The sequence below is a fragment of the Streptomyces sp. TAA040 genome, assembly GCF_000424845.1.
Window position 1 is genome coordinate 67,901 of sequence record NZ_AUKR01000017.1, and the last position, 25,426, is coordinate 93,326.

At 73.3% G+C, this 25,426-nt stretch carries 22 protein-coding genes and 1 pseudogene; 14 read left to right on the plus strand and 9 right to left on the minus strand.

Annotated elements, in window-relative coordinates; all coding sequences use genetic code 11:
• Nucleotides 1-68 precede the first annotated feature (68 nt).
• Entirely contained in the window at nucleotides 69-1,283 is a 1,215-nt protein-coding gene (locus tag H300_RS0116390) for an aminotransferase class I/II-fold pyridoxal phosphate-dependent enzyme (protein ID WP_078516059.1), read from the plus strand.
• Between the two features lie 227 nt (nucleotides 1,284-1,510).
• Here H300_RS0116390 and H300_RS0116395 read toward each other — a convergent pair whose 3' ends face one another.
• Both H300_RS0116395 and clpB read right to left on the minus strand, forming a co-directional pair.
• Nucleotides 1,511-2,062, minus strand: a complete 552-nt coding sequence (locus tag H300_RS0116395; RefSeq protein ID WP_028428295.1) for a type III secretion system chaperone family protein — start codon at nucleotides 2,060-2,062, stop codon at nucleotides 1,511-1,513.
• Between the two features lie 449 nt (nucleotides 2,063-2,511).
• A pseudogene (gene clpB / locus H300_RS27300) lies at nucleotides 2,512-5,088 on the minus strand (ATP-dependent chaperone ClpB); the annotation flags it as partial.
• A gap of 215 nt (nucleotides 5,089-5,303) precedes the next feature.
• On the opposite strand from clpB, the gene H300_RS0116405 reads away from it, so the two are divergent.
• Entirely contained in the window at nucleotides 5,304-5,708 is a 405-nt protein-coding gene (locus tag H300_RS0116405; RefSeq protein WP_028428296.1) for a TIGR03618 family F420-dependent PPOX class oxidoreductase, read from the plus strand.
• Nucleotides 5,709-5,873: 165 nt separating this feature from the next.
• Here the strand turns inward: H300_RS0116405 and H300_RS0116410 are convergent, their stop codons facing one another.
• A complete protein-coding gene (locus tag H300_RS0116410; RefSeq protein WP_028428297.1) occupies nucleotides 5,874-6,725 on the minus strand; it encodes a trypsin-like peptidase domain-containing protein in 852 nt (283 codons plus the stop codon).
• A 176-nt stretch (nucleotides 6,726-6,901) separates the two neighbouring features.
• Between H300_RS0116410 and H300_RS0116415 the strand changes: the two genes are divergently transcribed.
• Nucleotides 6,902-7,756: an alpha/beta fold hydrolase gene (locus H300_RS0116415; RefSeq protein WP_028428298.1), complete on the plus strand. Its 855-nt coding sequence runs from the start codon at nucleotides 6,902-6,904 to the stop codon at nucleotides 7,754-7,756.
• Between the two features lie 55 nt (nucleotides 7,757-7,811).
• On the opposite strand, the gene H300_RS0116420 is transcribed toward H300_RS0116415, so the two are convergent.
• Together H300_RS0116420 and H300_RS0116425 are read right to left on the minus strand one after the other, a co-directional pair.
• Nucleotides 7,812-8,012 (minus strand): DUF397 domain-containing protein, encoded by a 201-nt coding sequence (locus tag H300_RS0116420; protein ID WP_028428299.1) that lies wholly within the window; start codon nucleotides 8,010-8,012, stop codon nucleotides 7,812-7,814.
• A 10-nt stretch (nucleotides 8,013-8,022) separates the two neighbouring features.
• Nucleotides 8,023-8,892 (minus strand): Scr1 family TA system antitoxin-like transcriptional regulator, encoded by an 870-nt coding sequence (locus tag H300_RS0116425; protein WP_028428300.1) that lies wholly within the window; start codon nucleotides 8,890-8,892, stop codon nucleotides 8,023-8,025.
• A 270-nt stretch (nucleotides 8,893-9,162) separates the two neighbouring features.
• Between H300_RS0116425 and H300_RS0116430 the strand changes: the two genes are divergently transcribed.
• The 10 genes from H300_RS0116430 (at nucleotide 9,163) to H300_RS27310 (ending at nucleotide 19,142) form a co-directional block, all read left to right on the plus strand.
• On the plus strand, nucleotides 9,163-9,597 hold the full coding sequence (locus tag H300_RS0116430) for an ATP-binding protein (RefSeq protein ID WP_028428301.1): 435 nt from the start codon (nucleotides 9,163-9,165) through the stop codon (nucleotides 9,595-9,597).
• A 180-nt stretch (nucleotides 9,598-9,777) separates the two neighbouring features.
• Nucleotides 9,778-10,128: an NADH-quinone oxidoreductase subunit A gene (locus tag H300_RS0116435; protein WP_028428302.1), complete on the plus strand. Its 351-nt coding sequence runs from the start codon at nucleotides 9,778-9,780 to the stop codon at nucleotides 10,126-10,128.
• The gene (locus H300_RS27305) at nucleotides 10,119-11,528 is read left to right on the plus strand and encodes a hypothetical protein (RefSeq protein WP_486583911.1); all 1,410 of its coding nucleotides are present in this window, start codon (nucleotides 10,119-10,121) and stop codon (nucleotides 11,526-11,528) included. Before H300_RS0116435 ends, H300_RS27305 begins: the two co-directional genes overlap by 10 nt.
• Nucleotides 11,521-12,450, plus strand: coding sequence for a complex I subunit 1 family protein (locus H300_RS0116445; protein WP_028428303.1), 930 nt, complete (start codon nucleotides 11,521-11,523; stop codon nucleotides 12,448-12,450). Before H300_RS27305 ends, H300_RS0116445 begins: the two co-directional genes overlap by 8 nt.
• A gap of 93 nt (nucleotides 12,451-12,543) precedes the next feature.
• A complete protein-coding gene (locus H300_RS0116450; protein ID WP_078516063.1) occupies nucleotides 12,544-13,173 on the plus strand; it encodes an NADH-quinone oxidoreductase subunit J in 630 nt (209 codons plus the stop codon).
• The gene (locus H300_RS0116455; protein ID WP_028428305.1) at nucleotides 13,170-13,475 is read left to right on the plus strand and encodes an NADH-quinone oxidoreductase subunit K; all 306 of its coding nucleotides are present in this window, start codon (nucleotides 13,170-13,172) and stop codon (nucleotides 13,473-13,475) included. Before H300_RS0116450 ends, H300_RS0116455 begins: the two co-directional genes overlap by 4 nt.
• Entirely contained in the window at nucleotides 13,472-15,646 is a 2,175-nt protein-coding gene (locus H300_RS0116460) for a proton-conducting transporter transmembrane domain-containing protein (RefSeq protein ID WP_028428306.1), read from the plus strand. Before H300_RS0116455 ends, H300_RS0116460 begins: the two co-directional genes overlap by 4 nt.
• 4 nt (nucleotides 15,647-15,650) lie before the next feature.
• Entirely contained in the window at nucleotides 15,651-17,156 is a 1,506-nt protein-coding gene (locus tag H300_RS0116465) for an NADH-quinone oxidoreductase subunit M (protein WP_028428307.1), read from the plus strand.
• On the plus strand, nucleotides 17,153-18,700 hold the full coding sequence (locus H300_RS0116470) for an NADH-quinone oxidoreductase subunit N (RefSeq protein ID WP_078516064.1): 1,548 nt from the start codon (nucleotides 17,153-17,155) through the stop codon (nucleotides 18,698-18,700). Before H300_RS0116465 ends, H300_RS0116470 begins: the two co-directional genes overlap by 4 nt.
• A gap of 184 nt (nucleotides 18,701-18,884) precedes the next feature.
• Nucleotides 18,885-19,142, plus strand: a complete 258-nt coding sequence (locus H300_RS27310) for a hypothetical protein (protein WP_486583912.1) — start codon at nucleotides 18,885-18,887, stop codon at nucleotides 19,140-19,142.
• A 238-nt stretch (nucleotides 19,143-19,380) separates the two neighbouring features.
• On the opposite strand, the gene H300_RS0116480 is transcribed toward H300_RS27310, so the two are convergent.
• The 4 genes from H300_RS0116480 to dnaK are packed head-to-tail and all read right to left on the minus strand — an operon-like array spanning nucleotide 19,381 to nucleotide 23,655.
• The gene (locus H300_RS0116480) at nucleotides 19,381-19,839 is read right to left on the minus strand and encodes a heat shock protein transcriptional repressor HspR (RefSeq protein ID WP_028428309.1); all 459 of its coding nucleotides are present in this window, start codon (nucleotides 19,837-19,839) and stop codon (nucleotides 19,381-19,383) included.
• A 1-nt stretch (nucleotide 19,840) separates the two neighbouring features.
• Complete coding sequence (dnaJ, locus tag H300_RS0116485; protein WP_028428310.1) at nucleotides 19,841-21,043, minus strand: molecular chaperone DnaJ; 1,203 nt, start codon at nucleotides 21,041-21,043, stop codon at nucleotides 19,841-19,843.
• A 33-nt stretch (nucleotides 21,044-21,076) separates the two neighbouring features.
• On the minus strand, nucleotides 21,077-21,778 hold the full coding sequence (gene grpE / locus H300_RS0116490; protein ID WP_028428311.1) for a nucleotide exchange factor GrpE: 702 nt from the start codon (nucleotides 21,776-21,778) through the stop codon (nucleotides 21,077-21,079).
• Nucleotides 21,775-23,655, minus strand: a complete 1,881-nt coding sequence (gene dnaK / locus H300_RS0116495; protein ID WP_028428312.1) for a molecular chaperone DnaK — start codon at nucleotides 23,653-23,655, stop codon at nucleotides 21,775-21,777. The genes grpE and dnaK overlap by 4 nt, the downstream gene beginning before the upstream one ends.
• A gap of 490 nt (nucleotides 23,656-24,145) precedes the next feature.
• Here dnaK and H300_RS27315 point away from each other — a divergent pair, with 490 nt between their 5' ends.
• On the plus strand, nucleotides 24,146-25,327 hold the full coding sequence (locus tag H300_RS27315) for a M23 family metallopeptidase (protein WP_051270109.1): 1,182 nt from the start codon (nucleotides 24,146-24,148) through the stop codon (nucleotides 25,325-25,327).
• The last annotated feature ends 99 nt before the right edge of the window (nucleotides 25,328-25,426 follow it).

A 25,426-nucleotide genomic window follows, 5' to 3' on the forward strand; every position in this document is an offset into this window, starting at 1 on the left:
GGGCGCCGCCTATCGTGAGGGCGCGGGAGCGGGGCGGCTCCCGGCGGCGGACGCGAGAGAGGCAGCACATGGACCCGGCAGATACCCGCGACGCCCGCGGCCCGGTGGGCTCGGCGGCCTGGCAGCCGGCGGCCCGGGTACGCGGCATGGGCGCCTCGGTTTTCACCGAGATGACCGAACTGGCCCGCCGTACCGGTGCCGTGAACCTCGGCCAGGGCGTGCCCGAGCTGCCGAGCCCGCCCGCGCTGCTGCGGGACGTCGCCGACGCGGTGCTCGCCGGGCACAACCAGTACCCGCCCGCTGCCGGCCTGCCGGAGCTACGTGAGGCGATCGCCGCCCACCAGCTCCGCCGCTACGGGCTCGACTACCGCGCCCCCGGCGAGGTGCTGGTCACCACCGGCGCTACCGAGGGCCTCGCCGCCGCGCTGCTCTCGCTGTGCGAGCCCGGTGACGAGGTCGTCGCCTTCGACCCCGCCTACGACGCCTACGCCGCAGACGCCCGGTTCGCCGGTGCCCGGCTCGTCGGCGTCCCCCTCACGCCGGACGGCGACCGCTTCGTGCTGGACGGCGACGCGCTGAGGGCTGCGATCACCCCGCGCACCCGCGTCCTCGTCCTCAACACCCCGCACAACCCCACCGGAAAGGTGTTCTCCGCCGAGGAGCTGGCGGTCGTCGCGGAGGTCTGCCGCACGCACCAGCTGACCGTGGTCACCGACGAGGTGTACGAGCACCTGGTGTACGACGAGCCCGCCGCGCACCATCCGATCGCCGCCCTGCCCGGAATGCGGGAACGCACCCTGGTCGTGTCCAGCGCCGGGAAGACCTTCAACACCACCGGCTGGAAGCTGGGGTGGCTGTGCGGTCCGGAACCGCTGGTCCGGGCGGCGGGCACGGTCAAGCAGTTCCTGACCTACGCCTCCGGCACCCCCTACCAGGCGGCCCTGGCAAGAGCGCTGGGCTCGGTCGAGGAGTGGGCCGCCGAGCTGCGCGGGACCCTGCGCGACCACCGCGACCTGTTGTCCGACGGCCTCCTGCGAGCCGGTCTGCGCCCCCTGCGGGCCGAGGCTGGCTACTTCCTTCAGGCCGACGTCCGCCCCTCGGGCCACCCGGACGGCCTGAGCTTCTGCCGCGACCTCCCCGAGCGCGCCGGCGTGGTGGCCATCCCGACGTCCGCGTTCTGCCAGAGCCCCGACTCCCCCGACTGGCTCGTGCGCTTCTCCTTCTGCAAGCAGCGGCAGACTCTCGACGAGGCGGTTTCCCGCCTCACCCGCGCCGCCGTGTGACAGGGACGAGGAGACCACCCGGTTTCGCCCCGGCTTCCCGGTGCGGCAGTGCCCGTACCCCGGCCCTGCCCGCGGTCCGACGCGCACCCCCGCTGCCGCGCTCCCTGGCAATCCCGGGGACGCGGACGGGCCCCGGTCCGACGGTGGGTACGCGTCGGTCCGGGGCCCGTGGTGCACGCCGGGCGGGCACAGACCTGCGCCCGCCCGCGGCGGCCGGTGCGGGCGGCTCAGCTCTCCTCGGAGGACCCCTCGTCGGGCTTCTCCCCGTCGGCGGCCTCGGCGGACTTCTCCAGCCCGAGGGTGTCGACCAGCCACTTGTCGAACTCGATGGAGGCGCGCACCCAGCTCACCGTGCTGGACACGAAGTGCTCCAGCGCGACGCCGGTGCCGATCAGCAGCTGCGCCTCACCGATCAGCCGGACGGTGCCGTCGTCGTGGGTGTGGCTGTAGACCTTCGGCCACAGGGTGCGGCGGTTCCAGTCGTCGATCGACTCCAGGATCTTGATCTTGTCGTCGATCGGGTGCGGCCGATCGTAGAACGTACGGACCGAGAAGACCCGCTGCTCGTTCTCCCCGCGGAACATGAAGTACGTGCGGAAGTCCTCCCACGGTGCGGCAAGATCCCCCTCGTCGTCGACGACGTACTTCAGCTCCATCTGCTCCAGGAGCTGCTTGACCAGGTCCTGGTCCGGGACGACCGGTCCCGTCGGGGCTCCGCTCTTCTGCGGCTCGGGCTCTTGGCCCCCGAAATTCGGAATCGAGGACGGGTCGATGCTCACGTGGGTGTTCCCTTCATACGGATTCGGCCATCCTCCCTCACCCCCGCCCCGTCCTGGCAAGCCCGGACGGCCCCGGGGCGGCGGGGACGGCCCGTCTGGCCGGATACCGCCCTCGCACCGGACCCCCGCGGCCGGTTCCCGCGTCGGGTACCCGCTCTCCGCGCCGCTCACGCACGCCCCCGCGCCCCCGCACGCGGCGGAACGCGGGGCGCAGGAGCGGGGCGCGGGGCGCAGGAGCGGGGCGCGGGTGCAGGACGTGGGCGCGGTGGCGCAGGGGCGCGGGCGGCCCCGCCCGGTCACCGTCCGAGGCCGTCGATCCCCCCGGCCTTCGGGACCTGCTGGGCCGCGGCGTCGGCACCCTCCCGCGGCAGGTCCTCCCCACCGGCGGGCTCCGTGCCGTCGCCCTCCTGGCTCTCGGCGCCCTCCTGGACCGGGCTGACGACGAGGCCGGTACCCGGGCCGACCCCGCCGCCGGTGACGTCCACCCGGACGGTGTCCCCGTCCCGGACCTCACCCGACAGGATCGACCGGGCCAACTGGTCGCCGATGGCCGTCTGGACCAGCCGCCGCAGCGGCCGGGCGCCGTACGCCGGGTCGTTGCCCTCGACCGCGAGCCAGTGCAGGGCCTCGTCGCTGACGTCCATCGTGAGCCGGCGCTCGGCCAGCCGCCGCTGGAGGCTCTCCACCTGGAGGCCGGCGATCCGCTCCAGCTCGTCCCCACTCAGAGCGGCGAAGACCACCAGATCGTCCAGCCGGTTCAGGAATTCCGGCCGGAAAGCTGCGCGGACCGTGCCCAGCACCTTCTCCCGCTGCTCCTCGGGCTTCGCCAGCGGGTCCATCAGGTGCTGGCTGCCGAGGTTGGACGTCAGGACGAGGATGGTGTTGCGGAAGTCGACCGTCCGGCCCTGGCCGTCGGTGAGCCGGCCGTCGTCGAGGACCTGGAGCAGGACGTCGAAGACCTCGTGGTGCGCCTTCTCCACCTCGTCCAGCAGCACCACGGTGTACGGGCGGCGCCGGACGGCCTCGGTGAGCTGGCCGCCCTCCTCGTAGCCCACGTATCCGGGCGGGGCACCGACCAGGCGGGCCACCGAGTGCTTCTCCCCGTACTCGCTCATGTCGATGCGGACCATCGCCCGCTCGTCGTCGAAGAGGAAGTCCGCCAGCGCCTTGGCCAGCTCCGTCTTGCCGACACCGGTCGGGCCGAGGAAGAGGAAGGAACCGGTGGGCCGGTCCGGGTCGGCGACCCCCGCGCGGGAGCGCCGGACCGCGTCGGACACCGCGCGGACGGCCTGCGACTGGCCGATCAGCCGCCGGCCCAGTTCGTCCTCCATCCGCAGCAGCTTGCGGGTCTCGCCCTCCAGCAGGCGGCCTGCCGGAATGCCCGTCCAGGAGGCGACCACGTCGGCGATGTCGTCGGGGCCGACCTCCTCCTTGACCATGGTGTCCTTGGCGACCTCCTGCTCGGCCTGCGCCGCCTCCGCGAGCTGCCGCTCGACGTCCGGGATCTCCCCGTACAGCAGCTTCGAGGCGGAGTCGAAGTCTCCGTCCCGCTCGGCGCGCTCGGCCTGGCCGCGCAGCCCGTCCAGGCGCTCCTTCAGCTCACCGACCCGGTTCAGGGCCTGCTTCTCCTTGTCCCAGCGGGCGGTGAGCTGCCGCAGCTCCTCCTCGCGGTCGGCGAGGTCCCGGCGGATTCTGCCCAGCCGCTCCCGGGAGGCCGGGTCCGACTCGTTGGCCAGCGCCAGCTCCTCCATCTTCATCCGGTCCACCGAGCGCTGGAGCTCGTCGATCTCCAGCGGTGAGGAGTCGATCTCCATCCGCAGCCGGGACGCCGACTCGTCGACCAGGTCGATCGCCTTGTCCGGGAGGAAGCGGGAGGTGATGTAGCGGTCGGAGAGGGTGGCCGCGGCGACCAGCGCGCTGTCCGCGATCTGCACCTTGTGGTGCGCCTCGTAACGACCCTTGAGCCCGCGCAGGATGGCGACGGAGTCCTCCACCGACGGCTCGGCCACCAGCACCTGCTGGAAGCGCCGCTCCAGCGCCGGGTCCTTCTCGATCCGCTCGCGGTACTCGTCCAGCGTGGTGGCGCCGACCATCCGCAGTTCACCGCGGGCCAGCATCGGCTTGAGCATGTTGCCGGCGTCCATCGCGGAGTCGCCGCCCGCACCCGCGCCGACGACGGTGTGCAGTTCGTCGATGAAGGTGATGATCTGCCCGTCGCTGGACCTGATCTCCGACAGGACCGTCTTCAGCCGCTCCTCGAACTCGCCGCGGTACTTCGCCCCGGCGACCATCGCACCCAGGTCGAGCGAGACCAGCCGCTTGTTCCGCAGCGACTCGGGAACGTCGCCCTTGATGATCCGCTGGGCGAGCCCCTCGACGACGGCGGTCTTGCCCACACCCGGCTCGCCGATCAGCACCGGGTTGTTCTTGGTGCGCCGCGACAGCACCTGCACCACCCGGCGGATCTCCTGGTCGCGGCCGATGACCGGGTCCAGCTTGCCGTCCCGGGCGGCGGTGGTGAGGTCGGTGCCGAACTTCTCCAGCGCCTTGTAGGTGCCCTCCGGGTCCGGCGAGGTCACGCGCCGGCCGCCGCGGCTCCGCTCGAAGGCGTCCAGCAGCTTCTTCGCCGTCGCGCCCTGCCGCTCCAGCAGTTCGCCCGCCCGGCCGCCCTTGGCCGCGGTCCCGATCAGCAGGTGCTCGGTGGAGACGTACGCGTCCCCCAGCTCCTTGGCGCGGTCCCCGGCGTCCGCGAGCACCGCCATCAGTTCCCGGTCGGGCTGCGGCCTGGCGACCGTGGAGCCCTGCGCGACGGGCAGCGCGCCGAGCAGCTGCTCCACGCCGGAGCGCAGGGCGGCCTGGTCGGCGTCCACCGCGGCCAGCAAATCCTGGATGTTCTCGTTGTCGGTGCCCCCCAGCAGGGCGAGCAGCAGGTGGCCCGGGGTGATGTCCGGGTGGCCGTCCGTGACAGTGCGGTGGTGCGCCGCGCTGATCGCGTCCCGGCTCTTGTTGGTCAGCTCGGCATCCACGTGCGGTCTCCTCCTCGTGGCCGGTTCGACCCGGCGTCGGTCGCGGTCTCCGTTCGAGGTCCCGGGACGGGGCGGGCACCCTCTCCCGTTCTTTGATTCCAGGAACGTGCACAAAGTTGAGTCTACTGCACTCAAGACCGGGCCGCCATGGCCGCCCACCGACCGACCGGAGCGAGGGCCTGAAGCGATCGGGGCGACGGCCTAAGCTGCGGACCATGGCGATCGATCTGCACGACCCCGGACCGGACTACCTGGCCTTCTGGCAGCAACGCCACGTGTGCACGCTGACCACACCGCGCCCGGACGGCACCCCCCACCTCGTCCCGGTCGGCGCCACCTTCGATCCGGAGACCCGGATCGCCCGAGTGATCGCCAGCGGTCCGAGCAAGAAGGTCCGCAACGTGCGTGCGGCAGGCCCGGTCGGCGCCCGGGTCGCACTCTGCCAGTTCGCCGGCGCCCACTGGGCGACTCTGGAGGGCGTCGCGACGGTGGACGGGAGCGCGGAGGCGGTGGCCGACGCCGAGGTCCGCTATGCCGAGCGGTACACGCGCACCCCGCGGCCAAATCCACGACGCGTCGTGATCCGGATCGCCGTCGACCACGCCATGGGCCGCGTCTGAACGGAGCACGCAGCCCGGCTGCCGGCGTTCACCGGGTCGGCGGGCCGCGACACTCCCGGGAGCAGCGGCTCCGCTGGCTCGTGCGACGAGGGGAGGACGGCGACGGGAGCGGCGCGGGCCCGCCCGTGGACCCGTGGGCGGGGCCGGTCGGCGGCCCCGCTGCGGTCATGCGCGGTCGGCCTCGGCGAACAGCGCCCGGCCGGGGGCGCGCGGATACGGGCGGCCCAGCACCTGGCTGTCGGCGCTGCCCACCGACATCACCCCGACGACGGTCCCCGACCCCGAGTCGGCGTCGTAGTCCCGCAGCCAGGGGCCGCCACTGGCTCCGCGGGTGAGCAGGCACGGTTCGAGGAGTATCCCGCCGACGTTCGCACGGTGGGCGGTGGCCGCGGTGAGGCGTTCGGCGGTGCCCGCGCAGTACGTCAGCGACTCGCCGTCGTAGGGCGGGGCAGAGGAGTAGCCGAGGGGCAGGACGCGCAACCGGTCGGCGGCGGGGGCGAATTCCAGGCGATTCGCACCGTGGGTCTCCTGCACGGTCCGGCCGTTCCGGTCGGCGACCGTCACGAAGGCGTAGTCGTGCGGCAGGATCTCCTCCAGCTCGCGGGAGACGTCCCAGCCGGGCGGGGTGTGGTACGAGACGACGCGCCAGCCGGTGCGTCTCGCGTCCGACGTCCCGTCGTGGTCGTAGCCGGGGGCGAACCAGGCGCGGACCGGTTCCTCGGGCTGCTCCGGGGAGCGTATGCAGTGGGCGGCGGTGGCTATGACGCTGCCGCTCGGCGCGTCGACGATCGCGCCGGAGCAGACTCCCATCCGCCCGTCGCCCAGGTCGGTGACGAGCTTGCCGACGGTGCGCACGGACCGGCCCCCCCAGGACTCGCCGGCGGTGTCGGATATCCCGTCCAGGGTCGCGGCCGTGCCGCGGAGACCGGCCTCGGACACCGTGGCCGGTGCGCCGACCAGGGCCGTCACGGTCAGCACGGTCGCCAGGGCGGTCAGCGGCGTACGTATCTTCTCCATCCGCTCCATCCACCCACGGTGAGGCGGTGCGCAGACCCCGGCCACTCGCACGCACCCGGCCGGGTTACCGGGCTGCCCGGCAACCCGCCGCCCGGCCCGGAGCGGGGACGCGGGCGCAGCTCGTGCGGTGCGGGAGAAGTCTGTTCGAAGGCCGCGGGGGCTGTCAGAATGAGGCGGTGCACTCCATCTACCGCGGGGACGCGGACCGCCGACTCGTCCAGGGCTGGTGTGCGGACCGGCTGGACACCTGGGAGACCGCGCACGAGCGGCTCACGCTGGACACCCGCCTCGGGCCGACGCACCTGCTCCGCGCCGGCGACGGCCCGGGCACGGTCGTCCTGGTGCCGGGGACGAACTTCAACGCCGCCACCTCGCTCCCGCTGGTGGCGGCGCTCGCGGCACGCTGGACCACGTATGTGCCCGACATCCCGGGCCAGCCGGGTCTCAGCGCCCCGGCCCGGCCGGACGGTCGGGGACGGACGGAGGCATACGGCGGCTGGCTCGGCGAGGTGCTCTCCCGCGCGGTGGACGGGCCGGTGGTACTGCTCGGCCACTCGCTCGGCGGTGCCGTCGCACTCGCCTGCGACGTGCCCCAACTGACCGGCCGCGTCCTGCTGTCCACCGCAGGACTGTCCCGACTCGGGCTCAGCGGGCCGCTGCTGGCGGCCACCGTGCCGTGGCTGCTGCGGCCCACGGACAACCGCAGCGCCCGGCTGCTGACGCAGATGTCCGCCCCCGGGACGGCACCGGCGCCCGAACTCGCGCAGTGGATGACCCTCGTCGCCCGGCACTGCCGGTCCAGCCTGGCACCGCCGCCGCTGCCGGAGGCCGTGCTGGCGGCCGCCCGACGTGTGCCGAACCTGGTGGCGACGGGCGAGCACGACGTCTTCCTCCCGCCGTCCCGGCTCGCACCGGCTGCCCGGAACCGCCTGGACGTTCCGCTGCGGACGCTCGCGGGCACCGGACACCTCGTCCCGGAGCAGTCACCGGCGACCGTGACCGCCATGGTGGCCGAAATCCTCGCCGGCTGAGCCCACTTGCGGTCGGGGCTTCCCCCGGTCCGCCGCCGGGTCGCGGGCGGGCCGGTCAGCGGGGGGCGGCCACGCGTCCGTCCCGCACCGCACCGAGCAACGACCCGAGCCGCCGCGGTGCGAGCGCCAGCACCGCCCCCGGGTCCGCGCTCTCCCGCAACAGCACCACGCCCCCGACACTCCTGGCCTCGACGCAGTTGTTGCCGTCTCCACCACCGGAGTACGAGGATTTCTGCCAACCGCATGTCTCAGGCACAGCGTCGCCCCTACATCTCCTGAGCCACCCTGAGCATCAGCGCCCGCGACCGGCGGGGGTCGAGCGAGTACTCCCGAACACGGGAGTACAGCAGGCGATGCCTGCTCAGTTGCGACTCCTCGTCCAGGAAAACCCCGCTGTGCACATTATCCAACAGCACCGTGTCCAACGGCATCACCGGCCCGCGCACGTAGAGCATGGAGTACCCGGCAGCGGCGAAGCCGTCCGAATCCATCGGAATGACACGGATGGTCACCCCCTCACGCTCGGACATGTCGAGCAGGAAAGCGAGTTGTTCCCGGGCAGTGGCCCGATCGGCAACCCTCAGGCGCAGCGCGGTCTCGTGGACCACGGCTTCGAACGGCAGCGGCCGCGCCCGCTCGAAGAGACAACGTCGTCTCATGCGGTATTCGACCCGGTCCTCGATCTCCTGATCGGAGAGCCCAGCAGCGACGAACCCGAACACGGCCCTCGCGTGCGCCTCGGTCTGCAGAAGCCCGGGCACCTGGGCGACCTCGATGGTCCGCAGTGCGGTGGCGTGGTGTTCGGTCTCCGCCAGATCCAGGAAACCGCGCGGGATTCGGTCGGCGTAGGTGTCCCACCAGCCGCGAGCCCGCTCCCCCGCCATCGCGGCCAGTGCTTCCACGAGCCGCCGTCCGTCCTCCTGCCGTCCGCCCGCCGTCCCGCAGAGCTTCGCGAGGGTATGCACACGGTCGGGGCTCATCGCTGCCCGACCGGCCTCGATGTGCGAGTACTTCGCGTGGTCCAGGCCGAGTGACGCTGCGGCCTCCCGTGCCGTGATGCCGGTCCTTTCCCGCAGCCGCCGCAACTCGGTTCCCAAGCGAACCTGACGTGCGGTCGGTTGGTTCCGCCTCGGCATCGAGAGCCCCTCTCCACTGTGCGTGGTCACTGTGTCACGCGTCAGCCCTTCGAGCGAACTACCCACAACCGCTTACACAGGGCCAACATTGGCCCCTACCGTGAGTATCGCGACGCTCACTCAATGAGTTCACCGGATTCCGGAAGCGCACCGCTGCCCAAACGTGCCCTGCCCTGCTCAGGCGGCAGCGGCCGGACAGCGGCAGGCCACCGGAGAGAGCCTCACCGTGCGAACCGCCGCGCTCTTCCGCTTTCTTCAGGAGGTTCCCTCATGCTGTCCGGACCGTGCCAGCCCCCCTTCGACTACGTGCTCAACGTGCCGCACGACCCACGGGCGGTGGGTGTCGCCCGCTCCAGCCTGCGTGCGGTACTCAGCGCACATCGCTTGCCCGAACTCGTCGATCGCGCCGAGCTGCTGGTGTCGGAGATGCTGACCAACGCCGTGCTCCACACCTCCGGCCGGGCCGAACTGCATCTTCGATGGCGGGAGGAGACGCTGCGGCTCTCGGTCTGGGACACCAGCCCGAAACCGCCCGACCACCCCCACGAAGCACCGGACTGCGACAGCGAGCACGGCCGGGGCCTGAGGCTGCTCGGGCAGGTCGCCGACCGGTGGAGTCACGCCCCCGTCCTCTCCGGGCCCTTCGGGACCCTCACGAAGATCGCGTGGTGCGAGATCGGGCGGAAGCCCGTATCCGAACGGTGATGGCCGACCGGGCGGGCACCGGGTCGACCGCTGACACAGGAGGGCGTCGGGAGGCCGGGGCATTCGGCGGAGCGCGCGGGATTGGGTCGGCCTCTCCGGGTACACGTGACGCTGCTCGCCGCCGGGCGACGGACGCCCGGCGGACACCGCCCGTCACGCACCGATCGGACAGGGAGCCGGATGACCGGGGTCAGTGCCGCACTCGCGTTGCTCGCCGTCGCCCTCCTGGGCGCCGGGCTGGTGTACCTCGCCTCCTGGGCCGTACGGGTGGGATCGGAGCCGCTCCTCGCCCAGCCCTTCGGCTCCGGGCTGGCTCCGCAAGAACATGCGGTGAGCCGGTTCCACGTGCGGTGGTACCCGGTGACGATGCTCTTCCTCGCCTTCGACATGGAGATGGTCTTCATGTACCCGTGGACCCGGGTCGTCTCGACCATGGGGGCCGGTGCGGTGATCGAGATGTTCGTCTTCCTCGCGGTACTGCTGGCCGGAGTGGTGTACGCCTGGCGGGAGGGCGCGCTGCGATGGACCTGACGCGCTCGCTGCTGCGCGCGGTGGCCGCCCGGCCGCACGTCCTGCCCGCCGTCCCGCCCGGCGCGACGGCGGCCCGGCTGGCGATGGAACGGGAGCTGCGGCTCCGCGACCTGCCGCAGGCGCTCACCCCCGCGGACGCCGACATCCTCCTGGAAATCGGTGCGCCCGGCCCGGACCTGCGGTCCGCGATCGAGCGGCTCTGGCAGGACATGGTCGCACCCCGTGCCCGCGTCCGGGCGGTCACCGCCGGAGAGGTGCCGGATGCACTGGGGACGGCCTGTGCCCAGTTGGCCGACGCCGTCCGGCAGCGCGACCACGCTGCCACCCTCGCCGCCGAGCCCGAGCACGAGCACGGAACGGAGCACGAGCCCGAGCACGAGAGCGGCGAGTCCGGGGAAGACGAGCCCGGGGACGACAGCGGCGCGGGCGGTCACGAGGACCCCACCGACCATGACGACCACGACAACCACGGCCACCACGGTGGGATGTCGATGCCCGGGGGGCTGCCGATGGCCGAGGTCGGGCCGGACCGGGACGGGTTGGCCCTCGACCGGTTGCACGTCCCGCTCGGTCCGCTGCTGGCCGACTGGCCGGCCGGACTGACGCTCAGGACGGTGCTCCAGGGCGACGTGGTCCAGTGGGCCGAGGCTCGGCTCTCCGCCCCACCCCCCGCACCGCCCGTCCCGGCGCCCGTAACCGGTCCCGGGTCCGCACCGGGCCGGGGCCGCGGGGCGGACGGCGCCCCGCCCGGCCCACCGTTCTGGACCTCGCCGTGGCGGCGGGCGGCGGCCGGTGAACCGGTGAGCACCGGGGAAGCCGCTCGGCGCCGTGCGGCGGCGCACCTGGACAGCCTCGGCAGACTGCTCTCCGTTGCCGGGTGGCCGGACGCCGCCGTCACCGCGCGTCGGCTGCGGGACGAGCTGCTCGACGGTGTCGGGTCCGCCGAGGTCCGCGCCCGCGCGGAGCGGTTCGCCCGGCGGGTCGGGCAGTCCCGGACGCTGGCCCGGATGACGCGCGGCATCGGGCCGTTGTCGGCGGCCGAGGCCGCCGGGGCGGGAGTGAGCGGGCCGGCTGCCCGGGCCGACGGCGACACCGCGGACCGCTACCGCTGCTGGCTCGACGGCGTACGGGACGACCTGGCCCGACTCCCGGACACCGACCCGCTCGACCCGTCCGGCCCACTGGAGGGCCCGCGCGGCCGGTTGGACGCGGAACTCCCCCCGTCCGCCGCCCTGGTGGCCGTCCTGCCGGGACTGCTCGCCGGGGCGGAGCTGGCCGCCGCCCGCCTCATCGTGGCAAGCCTGGACCCGGACCCGGACGAGTTGCCCGTCCGGCCGCCCTCCGCGAAGCCCCCTGTCCCGGGCCCCGGTGCCGCGTCCCCGGGGGTGCCCGGTGGTTGAGGTCGCGCCCTGGTGGGCGGTGCTGCTCGTCCCCTTCCTGCTGCTGGCACCGGCGGTGGCCGCGGTGGCGGCGGACGCCGTGCTCGACGCGCGGACGGCCGGCCGGCCCGCGACGGCGCGCGCGGCGCTGCGTCCGCTGCTGGAGGTGCCGCGACTGCTGGTCGCCCAGCCGCGCCGCACCCCGGCGGCCGATCTGCCGCTGTGGCGGCTCGGCGTGCTGACCGTTCCGGTGGCGGCGCTGCTGGCCGCGTTGGTGGTGCCGTTCGGCGGCCGGGTGGTGGCCGACCTCTCGGTCGGGATCGTCTGGTTCCACGCGATGGAGGTGCTGACCTGGGCCGCCCTGTGGCTGGCCGGTTGGGGTCCGAACGCCGCGTTCGGCCTGGTCGGCGGCTACCGCTTCGTGGCGCAGGGGCTGGCGTACGAGCTGCCGCTGATGTTCGCACTGATCACGGTGGCCACCGGTGCCGGGTCCCTGCGCTTCACGGACATCGTCGCGGCGCAGCAGGGCCTGTGGTTCGTGGTCTGGATGCCGGTGGCGTTCGCCGTGTATCTGGCGGGAGTGCTGGCGTTCAGCTTCTTCGGCCCGTTCGGCCACCCGGCCGGACGGGACATCGCCGAGGGCGTGCTGGGCGAGACCTCCGGGCCGGACCGGCTGCTGCTCCGGGCCGGACGCCGGCTGCTGCTGGTGGTGGGCGCCGCGGCGGCTGTGCCCCTGTTCCTGGGCGGGTCCGCCGGGCCGCTGCTGCCGGGCTGGGTGTGGTCACTGCTCAAGACCCTGGCCGTCCTGGCAGTGCTGCTGTGGCTCCGGCGGCGGCTGCCGACCGTACGGGCCGACCGGTACGTGGAGTTGGCCTGGGTGGTGCTGCTGCCCCTGGGCATCGTGCAGGCCCTCGTCCCCGCGGTGGTGGTGCTCCACGGCTGAGACCCCCGCCCCCGCCCCCTGCCCCTGTCCTGGCCCGTCTCCCCGTACCGCCCCTGCTCCCCCGCAACCGCTCACCTTCGGTGAGGAGGACCGATGTCCGAAGGACTGTCCGTGACCGGGGCCGCGTTCCCGGTCGCCGCGTCCGCCCCCGCGTTCGGCGCGGGGACGCAGGTGCTGTGCTGGGCACTGGCAGCGGCGGCGCTGACCGGGGCGGTGCTCGTCTGGCGTTTCGACTCGATGGCCCGGGTGACGTTCGCCCTGCTGGGCTCGCTGTGCTGCGTCGGCGGGCTGGTGGTACTGCTCGGGCTGCCCTACGCGGGTCTGGTGGTGGTGCTCATGATGGTCATGGAGATGGTCGTGATGGCCGTCTTCATGATCGCGTACATGATGAATCCGGCCGGTCTGATGCCGATGTCGATGCTGCACAACACCCGGGGCGCCCTCGTGCTCAGCGGCGGACTCTTCCTGGCCCTCGCGGCGGGGGTCCTCCTGGTTCCCTGGCCCGAGCGGCGCGGACGCCCCCCGGCGGACACCACCGCGGACCTCGGCAGGGCCCTGATGGGGCCGCAGATGCTGACCATGGTCGTCCTCGGGTTCGTCCTGCTGGCCACCATGGTCGCGGCCACCGTGCTGGCCACCCACCGGGGCCGCTACGACCGTTTCGGGGACGACCTCGACCGTCCCCGTCCGCAGGACCCGGCCGGCGGCGGGGTGGGCCCATGATCTTCGAACTCTGCCTGCTGACGGCCGCCGGGTTGTTCGCGGTCGGCCTGTTCGGCGTGCTGTCCCAGCAGTCCATCGTGATGATCATGATGGGGGTCGAGCTGATGATCGGCGGCATCGTCCTCGCGGCCGCCGCCTTCTGGTGGTTCCTCGCGCCGTCGTCGGCGAGCGGGCAGGTTGTCATCGTGGTCGCGGTGGTGGCCATGGCCGTCGAGATGGCCCTCGGCTTCGCCCTGGTCACCGCCCTGTACCGGGCCCGGCAGGTGGACATGGTCGACATGGCGGGTGACCTGCGGGGATGACGGTGCTGCTGTGGTTGCTCGTCGGCGTGCCGACGGGCACGGGTGCCGTCCTCGCGCTCGCGGGACGGCGGACGGAGCGGTACGCGCCGGTGCTGGCCGTGTCCGCCGCGGCCGTCGCCCTGGCGCTCGCCGTCACCGCCGCGGTGCAGCGGCCCGCCGCGAGTGCGCCGCTGTTCGCCGGTATCGAGGCCGGGCTCCGGGTGGACGGGCTGTCCGCCGTCATGGTGGTCACCGTCACCGCCGCCACCGCGGCCGTGCTCCTCTTCGCGCTCGACGAGTTCGCGCTCGACGAGACGGGGGCCGCCCCGGCCCGTGGACCGGACGGCGCACCGGACCGGCGCCCGTCCCCGGGCACGGGCGAGCGGAGCCGGTTCCTCGGGCTGCTGCTGGTGTTCGCCGGGGCGATGCTGGTCACCGTCACCGCGACCACCCTGGCCCTGCTGCTGATGGCCTGGGAGCTGATGGGCGCTCTCAGCTGGGCTCTGATCGGTTTCCGGCGGCAGCCGGGCCGCGGCACCCCCGCCGGCCGGGCGCAGGCGGCGGACACCGCTTTCCTCACCACCCGGGCCGCGGACCTCGGCCTCTACCTGGCCGCCGGCGCCGCACTGGCCGGCGGCGTCGGCTCGCTGCGGCTGGACGCCCTGCCCACCGCGTCCTCGCCGTGGCTCGCGGTCACGACGGCGGGCGTCGTACTCGCCGCGTTCGGGAAGTCCGCGCAACTCCCCTTCTCGTTCTGGCTGTCACGCGCCATGGCGGGCCCCAGCCCGGTCTCGGCACTGCTGCACTCGGCGACCATGGTCGCCGCCGGTGCCTACCTGCTGCTCCGGCTGCACCCGCTGACAGCCGCCACCGGGTGGGCCCAGCCGCTGATCGCCTGGACGGGCGCCCTGACCGCACTGGCGCTCGGCGCGGTCGCCGTCGTCCAGCGCGACCTCAAGCAACTGCTGGCCGCCTCCACCTGCGCGCAGCTCGGCTTCACGGTGCTGGCGGCGGGCGTGGGTTCGGTCGCCGCCGGTACCACCCAGTTCGTGGCGCACGCGGCGGTGAAGGCGGCGCTGTTCGTCGTCGCGGGGGCGTGGCTGACGGCGCTGGGCACCGAGCGGTTGCCCGCCCTGCGGGGCGCGGCCCGTCGCTTCCCCCTGGTCGGCGCCGCGTTCGCGGTCTGCACGCTGTCGCTGGCGGGGCTGCCGCCGCTGGCCCTGTGGGCGGCGAAGGACCTGGTGCTGGCCGGTGCGGCCGCCCACGGACCGGCGCTCCACGCGGTGGCACTGGCGGCCGCCGCGCTGGCCGCGCTCTACAGCGTCAAGGCACTGGCGTACGCGGTGCGCGCCCCGGGCCCGGCGGCCCTCGACGCCACGGCACAGGCCACCACCGGACGGCGCCGCAGCGGACCGGGCGGCGCCGGACCGGGCAGCAGCGGCGGTCGGCGCGGCGACGGGCAGAGCGGCACCGGGCAGCATGCGACCGAGGGGCAGGGCCGCGGGCGGGTCGGGGTGCTGACGCGGGTGCCGCTGCTCCTCCTGACGCTGGGGGCGGCGGGCCTGGGCGTGCTCGCCCTGCCCGGACCGGCCGCCGCGCTGCGCGGCGCCGTCGGCAGCGGCGGTGAACCCTCCCCGAACCTGCCGGAGGTCGCGCTCTCCACCGCCGTCGTGCTCCTCGCCGGCGCGATGGCGGCGGCCCGGTGGGGCGGCGGCCGGGCCGCCGCCCGGGCCCGACCGGCCCGACCGGGCCGGTCGCAGCGCCCGGCGCGCGCACTGCGGCGCGCGGCCGGCGACTGGTGGGGGCTGGAGGCGGCGGCGCGGCTGCTGGTGGTACGCCCGGTGACGGCCGCCGCCCGCGCGCTCGCCGCCTTCGACGACCGGGTGCTGGACGCGGGCGTGCGCCGGATCGGCCGCGGTGTCCCGGCACTGGCCCGGGTCCTGGCAGCGGGGGACGACCGCGTGGTGGACGGCGCCGTCCGGTCGTCCGCCCGCGGCACCCGCGCGCTCGCCCGGCACGCCCGCACGCTGGACGACCGCGGCGTCGACCGCCTGGTCGCCGCCCTGGCCGACGGAACCCGCCGGCTGGGGCGGCTGGCGCGCCGCCCGCAGACCGGCATGCTCCACCACTACTACGCCCAGGCCGCCGTGGCCTTCACGGTGCTGGCCCTGCTCGTTCTCCTCGTGAGGTAACCCCGTGCTGACGCTCGTGACCTTTCTGCCACTGCTCGCCTGCGGAGCCCTGCTGCTCCGGCGGGGCGACGTGCCGGACCGGTTCTGCCGGCAGGTCTGGATCGCGGCGGCCGCGGCCGACCTCGTCCTGGTCGTCGCGCTGTGGATCGGCTTCACCCCCGGCGGCGGCATCCAGTACGAGGAGCGGCTGCGCTGGATCCCGGGGGCGGGCGTGAGCTACCACCTGGGCGTGGACGGACTGTCCCTGCCCCTGGTCGCGCTGACGTGCGTGCTGTTCCTGGCCGTCGCCGTGCACGCGGTGCGCGAGACCCGCCGGGTGCGGGCGTACGCCTGCCTGTTCCTGTTCCTCCAGACGGTCTGCCTGGGGGTGTTCCTCGCCCTGGACCTGATCCTGTTCTTCGTCTTCTTCGACCTCTCGATCGTCGGCATGTTCTTCGTGATCACCGGGTGGGGGAGCGGAGAACGGGCCAGGGACGCGGCGCTGAAGTTCTTCCTCTACACCTTCGTCGGCTCGTTGGTGCTGCTGCTGGGCTTCATCGGGCTGTACCTCGCCGCCGACCCGCACACCTTCGACATCGTCGAACTGACCGAGTCCGCGCCCCTGGCCGGGAGTGCCGCGTACGCGGCGCCCGCGCTGCTGGCGGTCGGAGTCGGACTGGCCGTCAAAACGCCCACGGTCCCGTTCCACACCTGGCTGCCGCCCGCGCACACCGAGGCACCTGCGGCCGGTTCGGCGATCCTCGCCGGCGTGCTGCTGAAGCTGGGCACCTACGGCTTCGTCCGGATCGCGATGCCGATCCTGCCGGACACCTGGCGGCAGTACGCCCCGGTGATCGTCGTGGTCGGTGTGGTCTCCGTGGTGTACGGCGCGCTCGTCGCTCTCGCCCAGACCGACTTCAAGCGGATGATCGCCTACACCAGCGTCACCCATATGGGCTATGTCGTCCTGGCGCTGGGCGCGGCCGGCGTGCTCAGCGGCACCGATGGCGGTGCCCGGGCGCTGGCCACCACCGGTGCGGTCACCCAAATGGTCAGCCACGGACTCCTCACCGGTGCCCTGTTCCTGATCTGCGGAGTCCTGCACGACCGCAGCGGCAGCTACCGCATCAAGAACTTCTCGGGGCTGGCCGGACCGGCGCCGAGACTCGCCGCCGTCACCACCGTCGCGGCGTTCGCCTCGCTGGGGCTGCCCGGATTCTCCGGCTTCGTCGCCGAGTTCCAGATCTTCACCGGCAGTCTCGCCTCCCGACCGGTCGCCACCGCGCTCGCGCTGACCGGGGTGCTGCTGACCGCCGCGCTGTTCCTGCGCGCACTGCGCCGGATGTTCACCGGTCCGCTCACGCTGCCGAAGACCACCCGTCCGGGCGGCTTCGGCGACCTGACGGCGGTGGAGACGGTGTCCCTCGTGCCGCTGCTGGTCGCCGCCACCGTCCTCGGCGTCCTGCCGCGCTTCCTGCTCGACGTGATCGAACCGGCCGCCCGCACCCTCACCGGGCTGGTGGCCCGATGACGCCGGTACCGCTCGGCACTCCGGAGCCCGCGGCCGGTCCCCTCCTCGCCGCGGCGGCCGAGCCGAACGAGAACCTGGGCGCGCTGCTCCCCGAACTCGCCCTGCTGGTCGCGGCCGTGGTCGGGCTGCTCGCCGGGTCGTGGCTGCCGCGCCGCCGCCAGTACCTCGTCGGCCTGCTGGCCGCCGCAGCCTGCCTCACCGGACTCGCCGCCACCGCCGTCACCGCCGCCACCGGCGGCGAACAGACCGTCTTCCACGCGGCCTTCGCCGTCGACACCGCCACCACGGCGGGACGGGCGATCGTGCTCTGCTCGCTCCTGCTGGTGCTGGCCGCCTCGGCCGACGGCATCCGCGGCAACGCGCGGGAGACCGAGTTCCACGTCCTGCTGCTGCTCTCGACGGCAGGCGCCCTCGTCATGGTCGGGGCCGACGACCTGCTGCTCCTCCTCGCCGGCTACCTGCTCGCCAGTCTCCCCGCCTACGCGCTGACCGGCTTCGCCAAGGACGGCCTCGGCACCGAGGCGGCGCTGAAGTACTACTTGCTGGGCGCCCTGTTCGGCACCACCGCGCTCGCCGGCGTCGCCCTGCTTCACGCAGCCGGCCGGACGACCGGCTACCGCGCCCTGCACACCGCCCTGCCCGACGCCCCGTACGCCCTGGCCGCCGTCGGCCTGCTCGCCGTCCTGGCCGGCCTGTTGTTCAAGGCCGGCGCCGTACCGGCGCACTTCTGGGTACCGGACGTGACGGCTGGCGCCCCCGCCGCCGTCGCCGCCTTCGTCACCACCGTCCCCAAGGCCGGTGCGCTGCTCGCCTGCTATCGGCTGCTGCACCAGGCGGTGCCGGACACCGCCGTCAACTGGCCGCTGCTGCTCGCGGTGCTCGCCGCCGCCTCGATGACACTCGGCAACCTGGCCGCCTTCTGGCAGACCTCGGTACGCCGACTGCTCGCCTACTCCACGATCGCCCAGGTCGGCTACCTGCTCATGGCCGTCGCCGTCGCCATCCGCAGCGACCTCGCCCAGCAGGGCCTGCTGTCCTACCTGGCTGCGTACTCCGCCACCCAACTCGGCGTATTCGCCGTGGTCGTCCACCTGCCCGGTGCCCGGGAACTGTCCGACTACCGGGGCCTGGCCCGCCACCGTCCGGGGCTCGCCGCCGTCCTCGCCGTCTGCCTCCTCGGCCTCGTCGGCACACCGCCCACCGGGATCTTCCTGGGGAAGCTGGAGGTCTTCAGCGCCACCGTCGACGGCGGCTACGCCTGGCTCGCGATCCTCGCCGTCGCCAACACCGTGGCCTCCCTCTTCTACTACCTACGCTGGCTCGCCCCCCTCTTCCGCCCCGACTCGCCGGGGGCGGACGAGGCGGCACCGGACACGAGCGGCGGCTCCGACCCCGCGGCGCCGGACGGGGACCGGCCCCGGGCCTGGGCACCGGCGGGCCCCTGGTCGGCCGGCGCCGCCTACACGGCAGCCGCCGCCTCCCTCGTCCTCGGCCTCGCCGGCGGCGCCGTCCTCCCCCTCGCCCTCGGCCCCCTCCTCCGCTGACAAACCCGCCGGCCGGAGCATACCGGGAGGTGGGCGAGGCACCGGTCGGTCGCCACGAACGCGCAGGAGCAGCAGCGCGTTCGCCGCTTCTCCGGTGCGCCTGAAGGGTACGGACGGCTGCCCGTGTCGCGTCGTCCCGAAGACACCGAGGAGAAGCGAGGGCACCTCACCCTAGGCTTGAGGGATGGAGGACGGGAGCGAGCGAGCTGTTCAGGCGGCCATCGACGGCGAGTGGAGGCTCCTTGCCCCGGAGGCCCGTGCTTCGCCGGTACTCGTCTCGGAGTTGCTGGAACCAGAGTTCGTCGAGTTCGGGGCCTCTGGCCGTCAGTGGAACGCGACCTCGGTCCTCACCGTGACGAGCACCGACTCAGCGGATCAGGACACGCCGATCAGGGTGTGCGAGATGTCAGGGGTCGCGCTCGACCCGGTGTCGTTCCTCTGACCTACCTCGCCGAAAGCTGCGGACGCCGCACACGACGAAGCTCCCTGTGGCGTCTCACGGAAACGGGGTGGCGCCTGTACTTCCACCAAGGCACTCCGGCCGGTTGAACGACGCAGGCGAGACAGGGCCCGCGCATCGAACGGTCCGCCGCTCCGGTGGAGCGGCGGACCCTTCGATGCGCGATGCGACGCGGGCGCCGCACGGCGGCGGCCCGCGTACGGGGTCCACGTACAGCGGTCTACGTGCGGCGTCCGCGGCCCGGACGCCACACGACGAGGGCGCTGGACTGCTGCACGTCCTCGTACCGGACCAGGTCGCGGCGGTAGGAGGCGTGCACCTGCGCCTCGCGCTGCTGCATCGCCACCGCCGCGCCCTCCAACGCCTGCTGGAGCTCGATGGCCCGCGCCCGGAGGGCGGTGACCTGGTTCTCCAGCTCGATGATGCGCTTGATCCCGGCGAGGTTGATGCCCTCGTCCTGGCTGAGGCGCTGCACCTCGCGCAGCGTCTCGATGTCGCGGGCCGAGTAGCGGCGGCCCCGGCCGGCGGTGCGGTCCGGGGAGACGAGACCGAGGCGGTCGTACTGACGCAGGGTCTGCGGGTGCAGCCCGGACAACTGGGCGGCGACCGAGATGACGTAGACCGGAGTCTCCTCGGTCAGCTCGTACGGGTTGCTCCTTCGTCCGCCTCGGCCGTCCACGTCAATCTCCCTTCGCGGCCTTGAACAGCGCCTCGCGCGGGTCCTCGCCCGCGGTGGCGTCGCGGTAGGACTCCAGGGTCTCCTTCGCCTTCCTGCCCAGCTTGCCGACGTCCCCCGGCACCGTGATCTCCACGGTGACCAGCAGGTCGCCGCGGGTGCCGTCCTTCCGGACGGCGCCCTTGCCCCGGGCCCGGAGGGTACGGCCCCCCGGGGTGCCGGGCGGCAGCTTCAGCGTGACCGGTGGGCCCCCGAGCGTCGGTACGGAGATTTCACCACCGAGAGCCGCCTCAGGGAAGGTGACCGGCACGGTGACGGTGAGATTGTCGCCCCTCCGTCCGAAAACCGGGTGCGGATCGACGTGCACGACGACGTACAGGTCGCCGTTCGGGCCGCCGCGTTCACCCGGCGCACCCTTGCCGCGCAACCGGATGCGCTGGTCGTCGGAGACTCCCGCGGGGATCCTGACCTGCATGGTCCGCGAACTGGTCGCCCGGCCGCTGCCCCGGCAGATGTCGCAGGGGTTCTCCGCGATCAGGCCGCGGCCCTTGCAGTCGAGGCACGGATCGGTGAGCGAGAATCCGCCACCGCCGCCACGGCTGACCTGCCCGGTGCCGACGCAGGTCGGACACACCCGGGGCGTGCCGTTCTTGTCACCGGTGCCCGAACACGCCTTGCAGGCGGCGCTGCTGGACATCCGCAGCGGCACGGTCGCGCCGTCCACCGCCTCGGTGAAGCTCAGCGTCACCTCGGACTCGATGTCCTGACCGCGGCGCGGCTGGGTGCGCGTGCCGGGGCCTCCGCGGTTGAACAGCCCGCCGAACACGTCGCCCAGGCCACCGCCGAACCCTCCGGCGCCCCCACCCTGCGGGCCGGGCGCACCGCCGCCCTGGGTGCCTCCGAAGAGGTCCCCCAGGTCGAAGTTGAAGTTGCCGCCGGCGCCGGGCCCGGGACGGAAACCGCCCGCGCCCAGCAGCGACCGCGCCTCGTCGTACTCCTTGCGCTGCTTGGAGTCGGAGAGGACCTCGTTCGCCTCGCCGACCTCCTTGAAGCGCTCCTCCGCCTTGGCGTCGCCGGTGTTGGCGTCCGGGTGGAACTCGCGGGCGAGCTTCCGGTACGCCTTCTTGATCTCCGCCTCGGTCGCGTCCTGCGGGACGCCGAGGACCTTGTAGAGATCCTTTTCCAGCACTTCCCTGTTGAGGCTCATCCCCGGCGCCCCTCCTTCCGTTCTCCGTGCACGTCAGCCCTCGTCCGGGCCACCGCTCTCCTCTTCTGCGGTCGCCGCTTCGTCACCCTTGGCAGGCTGCGCGCCCGGCTGCGGCTCGGCGACGCCGACCCGCGCGGGGCGGATCGTGCGCTCACCGATGCGGTACCCGGGTTGCAGGATCTGCACGCACGTGGTCTCCGTGACCTCCGGCGAGTACGAGTGCATCAACGCCTCGTGCACCGTCGGGTCGAAGGGCTCGCCCTCCTTGCCGAACTGCTGGAGACCCATCTTGGCGACCACCATCTCCAGTGACTCGGCGACCGACTTGAAGCCGCCGACGAGTTCACCGTGGTCCCGTGCCCGGCCGATGTCGTCGAGCACCGGGAGGAGTTCGGTCAGCAGGTTCGCGACCGCGACCTCCTTGACCGAGACCCGGTCCCGCTCCACCCGGCGGCGGTAGTTGGAGAACTCCGCCTGGAGTCGCTGGACGTCCTGGGTGCGCTCGTTGAGCGCCGTCCTGGTCTGGTCGAGCTGGGCGGTCAGGGCGGCCTCGATGCCCTGGCCCTCCGTCACGGGCTGTTCGGCGTCCTGGAGCTCGGATGAGTCCCCGGCCGGGGACTCCGGGCCCGCCTCGTCGGCGGGCCCGGAACCCGGTGCCGCAGTCTCGTCGGACTGCGCGGTTTCGGCGGGGACTTCGGGCTCCTGCTTGTCGAAACCCGGGGTCTCCTCCGTCACGCGGCACCACCCTGTCGCTTGTCGCTCTTCTCGTCGTCGACGATCTCGGCGTCCACGACGTCCTCGTCGTTGCCGCCCTGGGCACCGGACGGACCGGCCGCACCCGCACCGGCCTCCTGCTGCGCCTGGGCGTCCGCGTACAGCGCCTGGCCCAGCTTCTGGCTGGTGGCCGCGACCTTCTCGGAGGCCTCGCGGATCTCCGCGGTGTTCTCGCCCTCGGCGGACTCACCGCTCTTCAGCTTCTCCTTGAGCTCGGCCACCGCCTCCTCGACCTCCGTCTTGGTGTCGGCGGGCACCTTCTCCTCGTTGTCCTTGAGGAACTTCTCGGTGGTGTAGACGAGCTGCTCGGCCTGGTTCCGCGTCTCCGCGGCCTCGCGGCGCTTGGAGTCCTCGTCGGCGTACTGCTCGGCGTCGCGCATCATGCGCTCGATGTCGTCCTTCGGCAGCGCGGAACCACCGGTGACCGTCATCCGCTGCTCCTTGCCGGTACCGAGGTCCTTGGCGCCGACGTGCATGATGCCGTTCGCGTCGATGTCGAAGGTGACCTCGATCTGCGGCACCCCGCGCGGGGCGGGCGGCAGACCGGTCAGCTCGAACATCCCGAGCTTCTTGTTGTACGCCGCGATCTCGCGCTCGCCCTGGTAGACCTGGATCTGCACGGACGGCTGGTTGTCCTCCGCCGTCGTGAAGATCTCGGAGCGCTTGGTCGGGATCGTGGTGTTGCGCTCGATCAGCTTGGTCATGATGCCGCCCTTGGTCTCGATGCCGAGGGACAGCGGGGTGACGTCGAGCAGCAGGACGTCCTTGACCTCGCCCTTGAGCACACCGGCCTGGAGCGCGGCGCCGATGGCGACGACCTCGTCCGGGTTGACGCCCTTGTTGGCGTCCTTGCCGGCGGTCAGCTGCTTGACCAGCTCCGCGACGGCGGGCATCCGGGTGGAACCGCCGACGAGGACCACGTGGTCGATCTCGGACAGCGCGATACCGGCGTCCTTGATGACGTGGTGGAACGGGGTCTTGCAGCGCTCCAGCAGGTCCGAGGTGAGCTGCTGGAACTGGGCGCGGGTGAGCCGCTCGTCCAAGTGCAGCGGGCCCTCGGCGGAGGCCGTGATGTAGGGCAGGTTGATCGTGGTCTCGGTGGACGAGGACAGCTCGATCTTCGCCTTCTCCGCGGCCTCGCGGAGACGCTGGAGAGCCATCTTGTCCCTGGCCAGGTCCACGCCGTGGCCGGACTGGAACTGCTTGACCAGGTGGTCGACGATGCGCTGGTCCCAGTCGTCACCACCGAGGTGGTTGTCGCCGTTCGTCGCCTTCACCTCGACGACTCCGTCGCCGATCTCCAGCAGCGAGACGTCGAAGGTACCGCCACCGAGGTCGAAGACCAGGATGGTCTGGTCGTCCTTCTCCATGCCGTAGGCCAGGGCCGCGGCGGTGGGCTCGTTCACGATGCGCAGGACGTTCAGGCCCGCGATCTCGCCGGCCTCCTTGGTCGCCTGGCGCTCGTGGTCGTTGAAGTACGCCGGGACGGTGATGACGGCGTCCGCGACCTTCTCGCCGAGGTAGGACTCGGCATCCCGCTTGAGCTTCTGCAGGATGAAGGCGCTCATCTGCTGCGGGTTGAAGTCCTTGCCGTCCAGGTTGATCTTCCAGTCGGTGCCCATGTGGCGCTTGACCGACCGGACCGTCCTGTCGACGTTGGTGACGGCCTGGCGCTTGGCCACCTCGCCCACCAGGACCTCGCCGTTCTTCGCGAAAGCGACGACGGACGGCGTGGTCCTGGCGCCCTCGGCGTTGGTGATGACGGTGGGCTCACCGCCTTCGAGAACACTGACGACGGAGTTCGTCGTACCCAGGTCGATGCCGACCGCACGTGCCATTTCGGGATCCTCCGTAAGCCTTGAGTGGAACTGGCTCAACAGTGCCGCACTTCGGCGTATCCGTCAACAGCCCTGAGTGGGGCAGACTCATGTTTGTGGCCGGTAAGGAGCGCATAAAAAGCGTTCCCGCAGGTCGGGCGGGTGCTCCGCGGCGTCATCCGCGTACGTGGCGTCGCACACAGCCGGACCGGCGGGTCCACGCAGCGGGTCCACGCAGCGGGGACGCGGACGGACAGGCGCGGACGGGGGCCGCGGACGGACGGAGCGCCGCACCGACGGCGGCGGAAGCCGGGGCGGCGGGCGAGCGTATCGGTATCCCATCATACGGACTGTCTTTTCCTGTATTGGGCGGAATTACCGTGCTGCGCCACTTAACGATCACTTCCCGGGGACAGGCCAGCCGGGACGGAGCGGACCGCTCGCCGCCCGCCGCCCCAGCTGTCCGCCTCTCCGCCTGTCCGCACGAGCCAGAACCCAGGGGGCCGATCCCGTGCCGCACTCCCTTCCACCGGCACGCCCGCTGCCGCGCCTCGTCGGCGGCCTGCTCGGGGCGGTGCTGCTGGCCGGCCCGGCCGCGCCTCCGGCCCGCACGGACGCACAGACCGCCGCCCCACCGGCCTCGCGCCTCACCGTCGTATCGCCGGAACCCCGCGCTCCGCAAGTGCCGGGGGGCACCGGCGGGCGGCCAGCGGCCGCGCCCGTCCCCGCGGCGGCGCCCCGGGCCCCGGCCGAGACGTCCGCTCCGCAGGCCCGCCGCGAGGCGGCGAAGGCCCTCCGGGCCTGGCAGGACGCCCGGAAGGCCACCGCCCGCGGTACCGAGGCCGCCCGGCGGGTGCACCGCTCGCTGGCCTCGAAACGCGCCGCGTACGCGGAACTGCGGCAGGCGGTCGGCTCGGCCGCCGCCGGGCAGTACCGCTCGGGAGCCGGGGGGCTCCTGTCGGGGGCCCGGCTCGCGCTGTCGGACTCACCCCAGGAGTTCCTCGACCGCGGGGCCACCCTGACTCGCGGGCACCGGGCCGGCGCTCGCCTGGTCGCCGAGACGCGCAGGGCCGGGGCCGAACTGGAGGAGCGCCGGGCCGCCACGGACCGCCGCCTGCGCACCCTGCGGCGCGAGCAGCGGCGCCTGGGCGCCCTGGCCCGAAGCACGCAGGTCCGTGCGGCCCGGGCCGAGGTCCTCGCGAGCCGCGGCGACGCGGCCGTCCGCAGGCCGCCCGGCCACTGCGCCCGGGGTGGCGCTCCGCAGCCCCGTTCCCGGGGCTCCCGACCCGCTTCGTGGGTGGCACCCGTCGTCGGGTACCGCCTCTCCTCCGGCTACGCCTCACACGGCGCGCGCTGGGCCCGCGCCCACACCGGACAGGACTTCGCGGTCCCCACCGGGACCCCGGTCAGGTCGGTGGGACCCGGGGTCGTCGCCGCGGCGGGCTGCGGCGGACCGTTCGGCCACCGGCTGCTGGTGCGGCACAACGACGGCCACTACACCCAGTACGCCCACCTCTCCCGCCTCCAGGCGGAGCCGGGGCAGTGGGTGCACCCGGGACAGCAGATCGCCCTCTCCGGCAGCACGGGCAACTCCAGCGGCCCGCACCTGCACTTCGAGGTGCGCCGGACACCGCGCCACGGCTCGGCCGTCGACCCGGTGGACTGGCTCCGCACCCGAGGAGTGACACTGTGACAGCCGCACCCCGTGGAGCCGGCACGGCCTCACCCCATGACGCCCCGACGGCCTCCTGCACGGTCGGGGTCTCTGGGGCCGCGGCTGCGCCCCCGCCCG

What these genes read in the sequence shown, in the direction of transcription:
- H300_RS0116390 (WP_078516059.1), top strand. Translation starts at nt 69, where the DNA reads ATGGACCCGGCAGATACCCGCGACGCCCGCGGCCCGGTGGGCTCGGCG.
- H300_RS0116460 (WP_028428306.1), top strand. Translation starts at nt 13,472, where the DNA reads ATGACGGTGCTGCTGTGGTTGCTCGTCGGCGTGCCGACGGGCACGGGT.
- H300_RS0116430 (WP_028428301.1), top strand. Translation starts at nt 9,163, where the DNA reads ATGCTGTCCGGACCGTGCCAGCCCCCCTTCGACTACGTGCTCAACGTG.
- H300_RS27310 (WP_486583912.1), top strand. Translation starts at nt 18,885, where the DNA reads ATGGAGGACGGGAGCGAGCGAGCTGTTCAGGCGGCCATCGACGGCGAG.
- H300_RS0116405 (WP_028428296.1), top strand. Translation starts at nt 5,304, where the DNA reads ATGGCGATCGATCTGCACGACCCCGGACCGGACTACCTGGCCTTCTGG.
- dnaK (WP_028428312.1), bottom strand. Translation starts at nt 23,655, where the DNA reads ATGGCACGTGCGGTCGGCATCGACCTGGGTACGACGAACTCCGTCGTC.
- dnaJ (WP_028428310.1), bottom strand. Translation starts at nt 21,043, where the DNA reads ATGAGCCTCAACAGGGAAGTGCTGGAAAAGGATCTCTACAAGGTCCTC.
- H300_RS0116470 (WP_078516064.1), top strand. Translation starts at nt 17,153, where the DNA reads ATGACGCCGGTACCGCTCGGCACTCCGGAGCCCGCGGCCGGTCCCCTC.
- H300_RS0116410 (WP_028428297.1), bottom strand. Translation starts at nt 6,725, where the DNA reads ATGGAGAAGATACGTACGCCGCTGACCGCCCTGGCGACCGTGCTGACC.
- H300_RS27305 (WP_486583911.1), top strand. Translation starts at nt 10,119, where the DNA reads ATGGACCTGACGCGCTCGCTGCTGCGCGCGGTGGCCGCCCGGCCGCAC.
- H300_RS0116425 (WP_028428300.1), bottom strand. Translation starts at nt 8,892, where the DNA reads ATGCCGAGGCGGAACCAACCGACCGCACGTCAGGTTCGCTTGGGAACC.
- H300_RS0116450 (WP_078516063.1), top strand. Translation starts at nt 12,544, where the DNA reads ATGTCCGAAGGACTGTCCGTGACCGGGGCCGCGTTCCCGGTCGCCGCG.
- H300_RS0116455 (WP_028428305.1), top strand. Translation starts at nt 13,170, where the DNA reads ATGATCTTCGAACTCTGCCTGCTGACGGCCGCCGGGTTGTTCGCGGTC.
- H300_RS0116435 (WP_028428302.1), top strand. Translation starts at nt 9,778, where the DNA reads ATGACCGGGGTCAGTGCCGCACTCGCGTTGCTCGCCGTCGCCCTCCTG.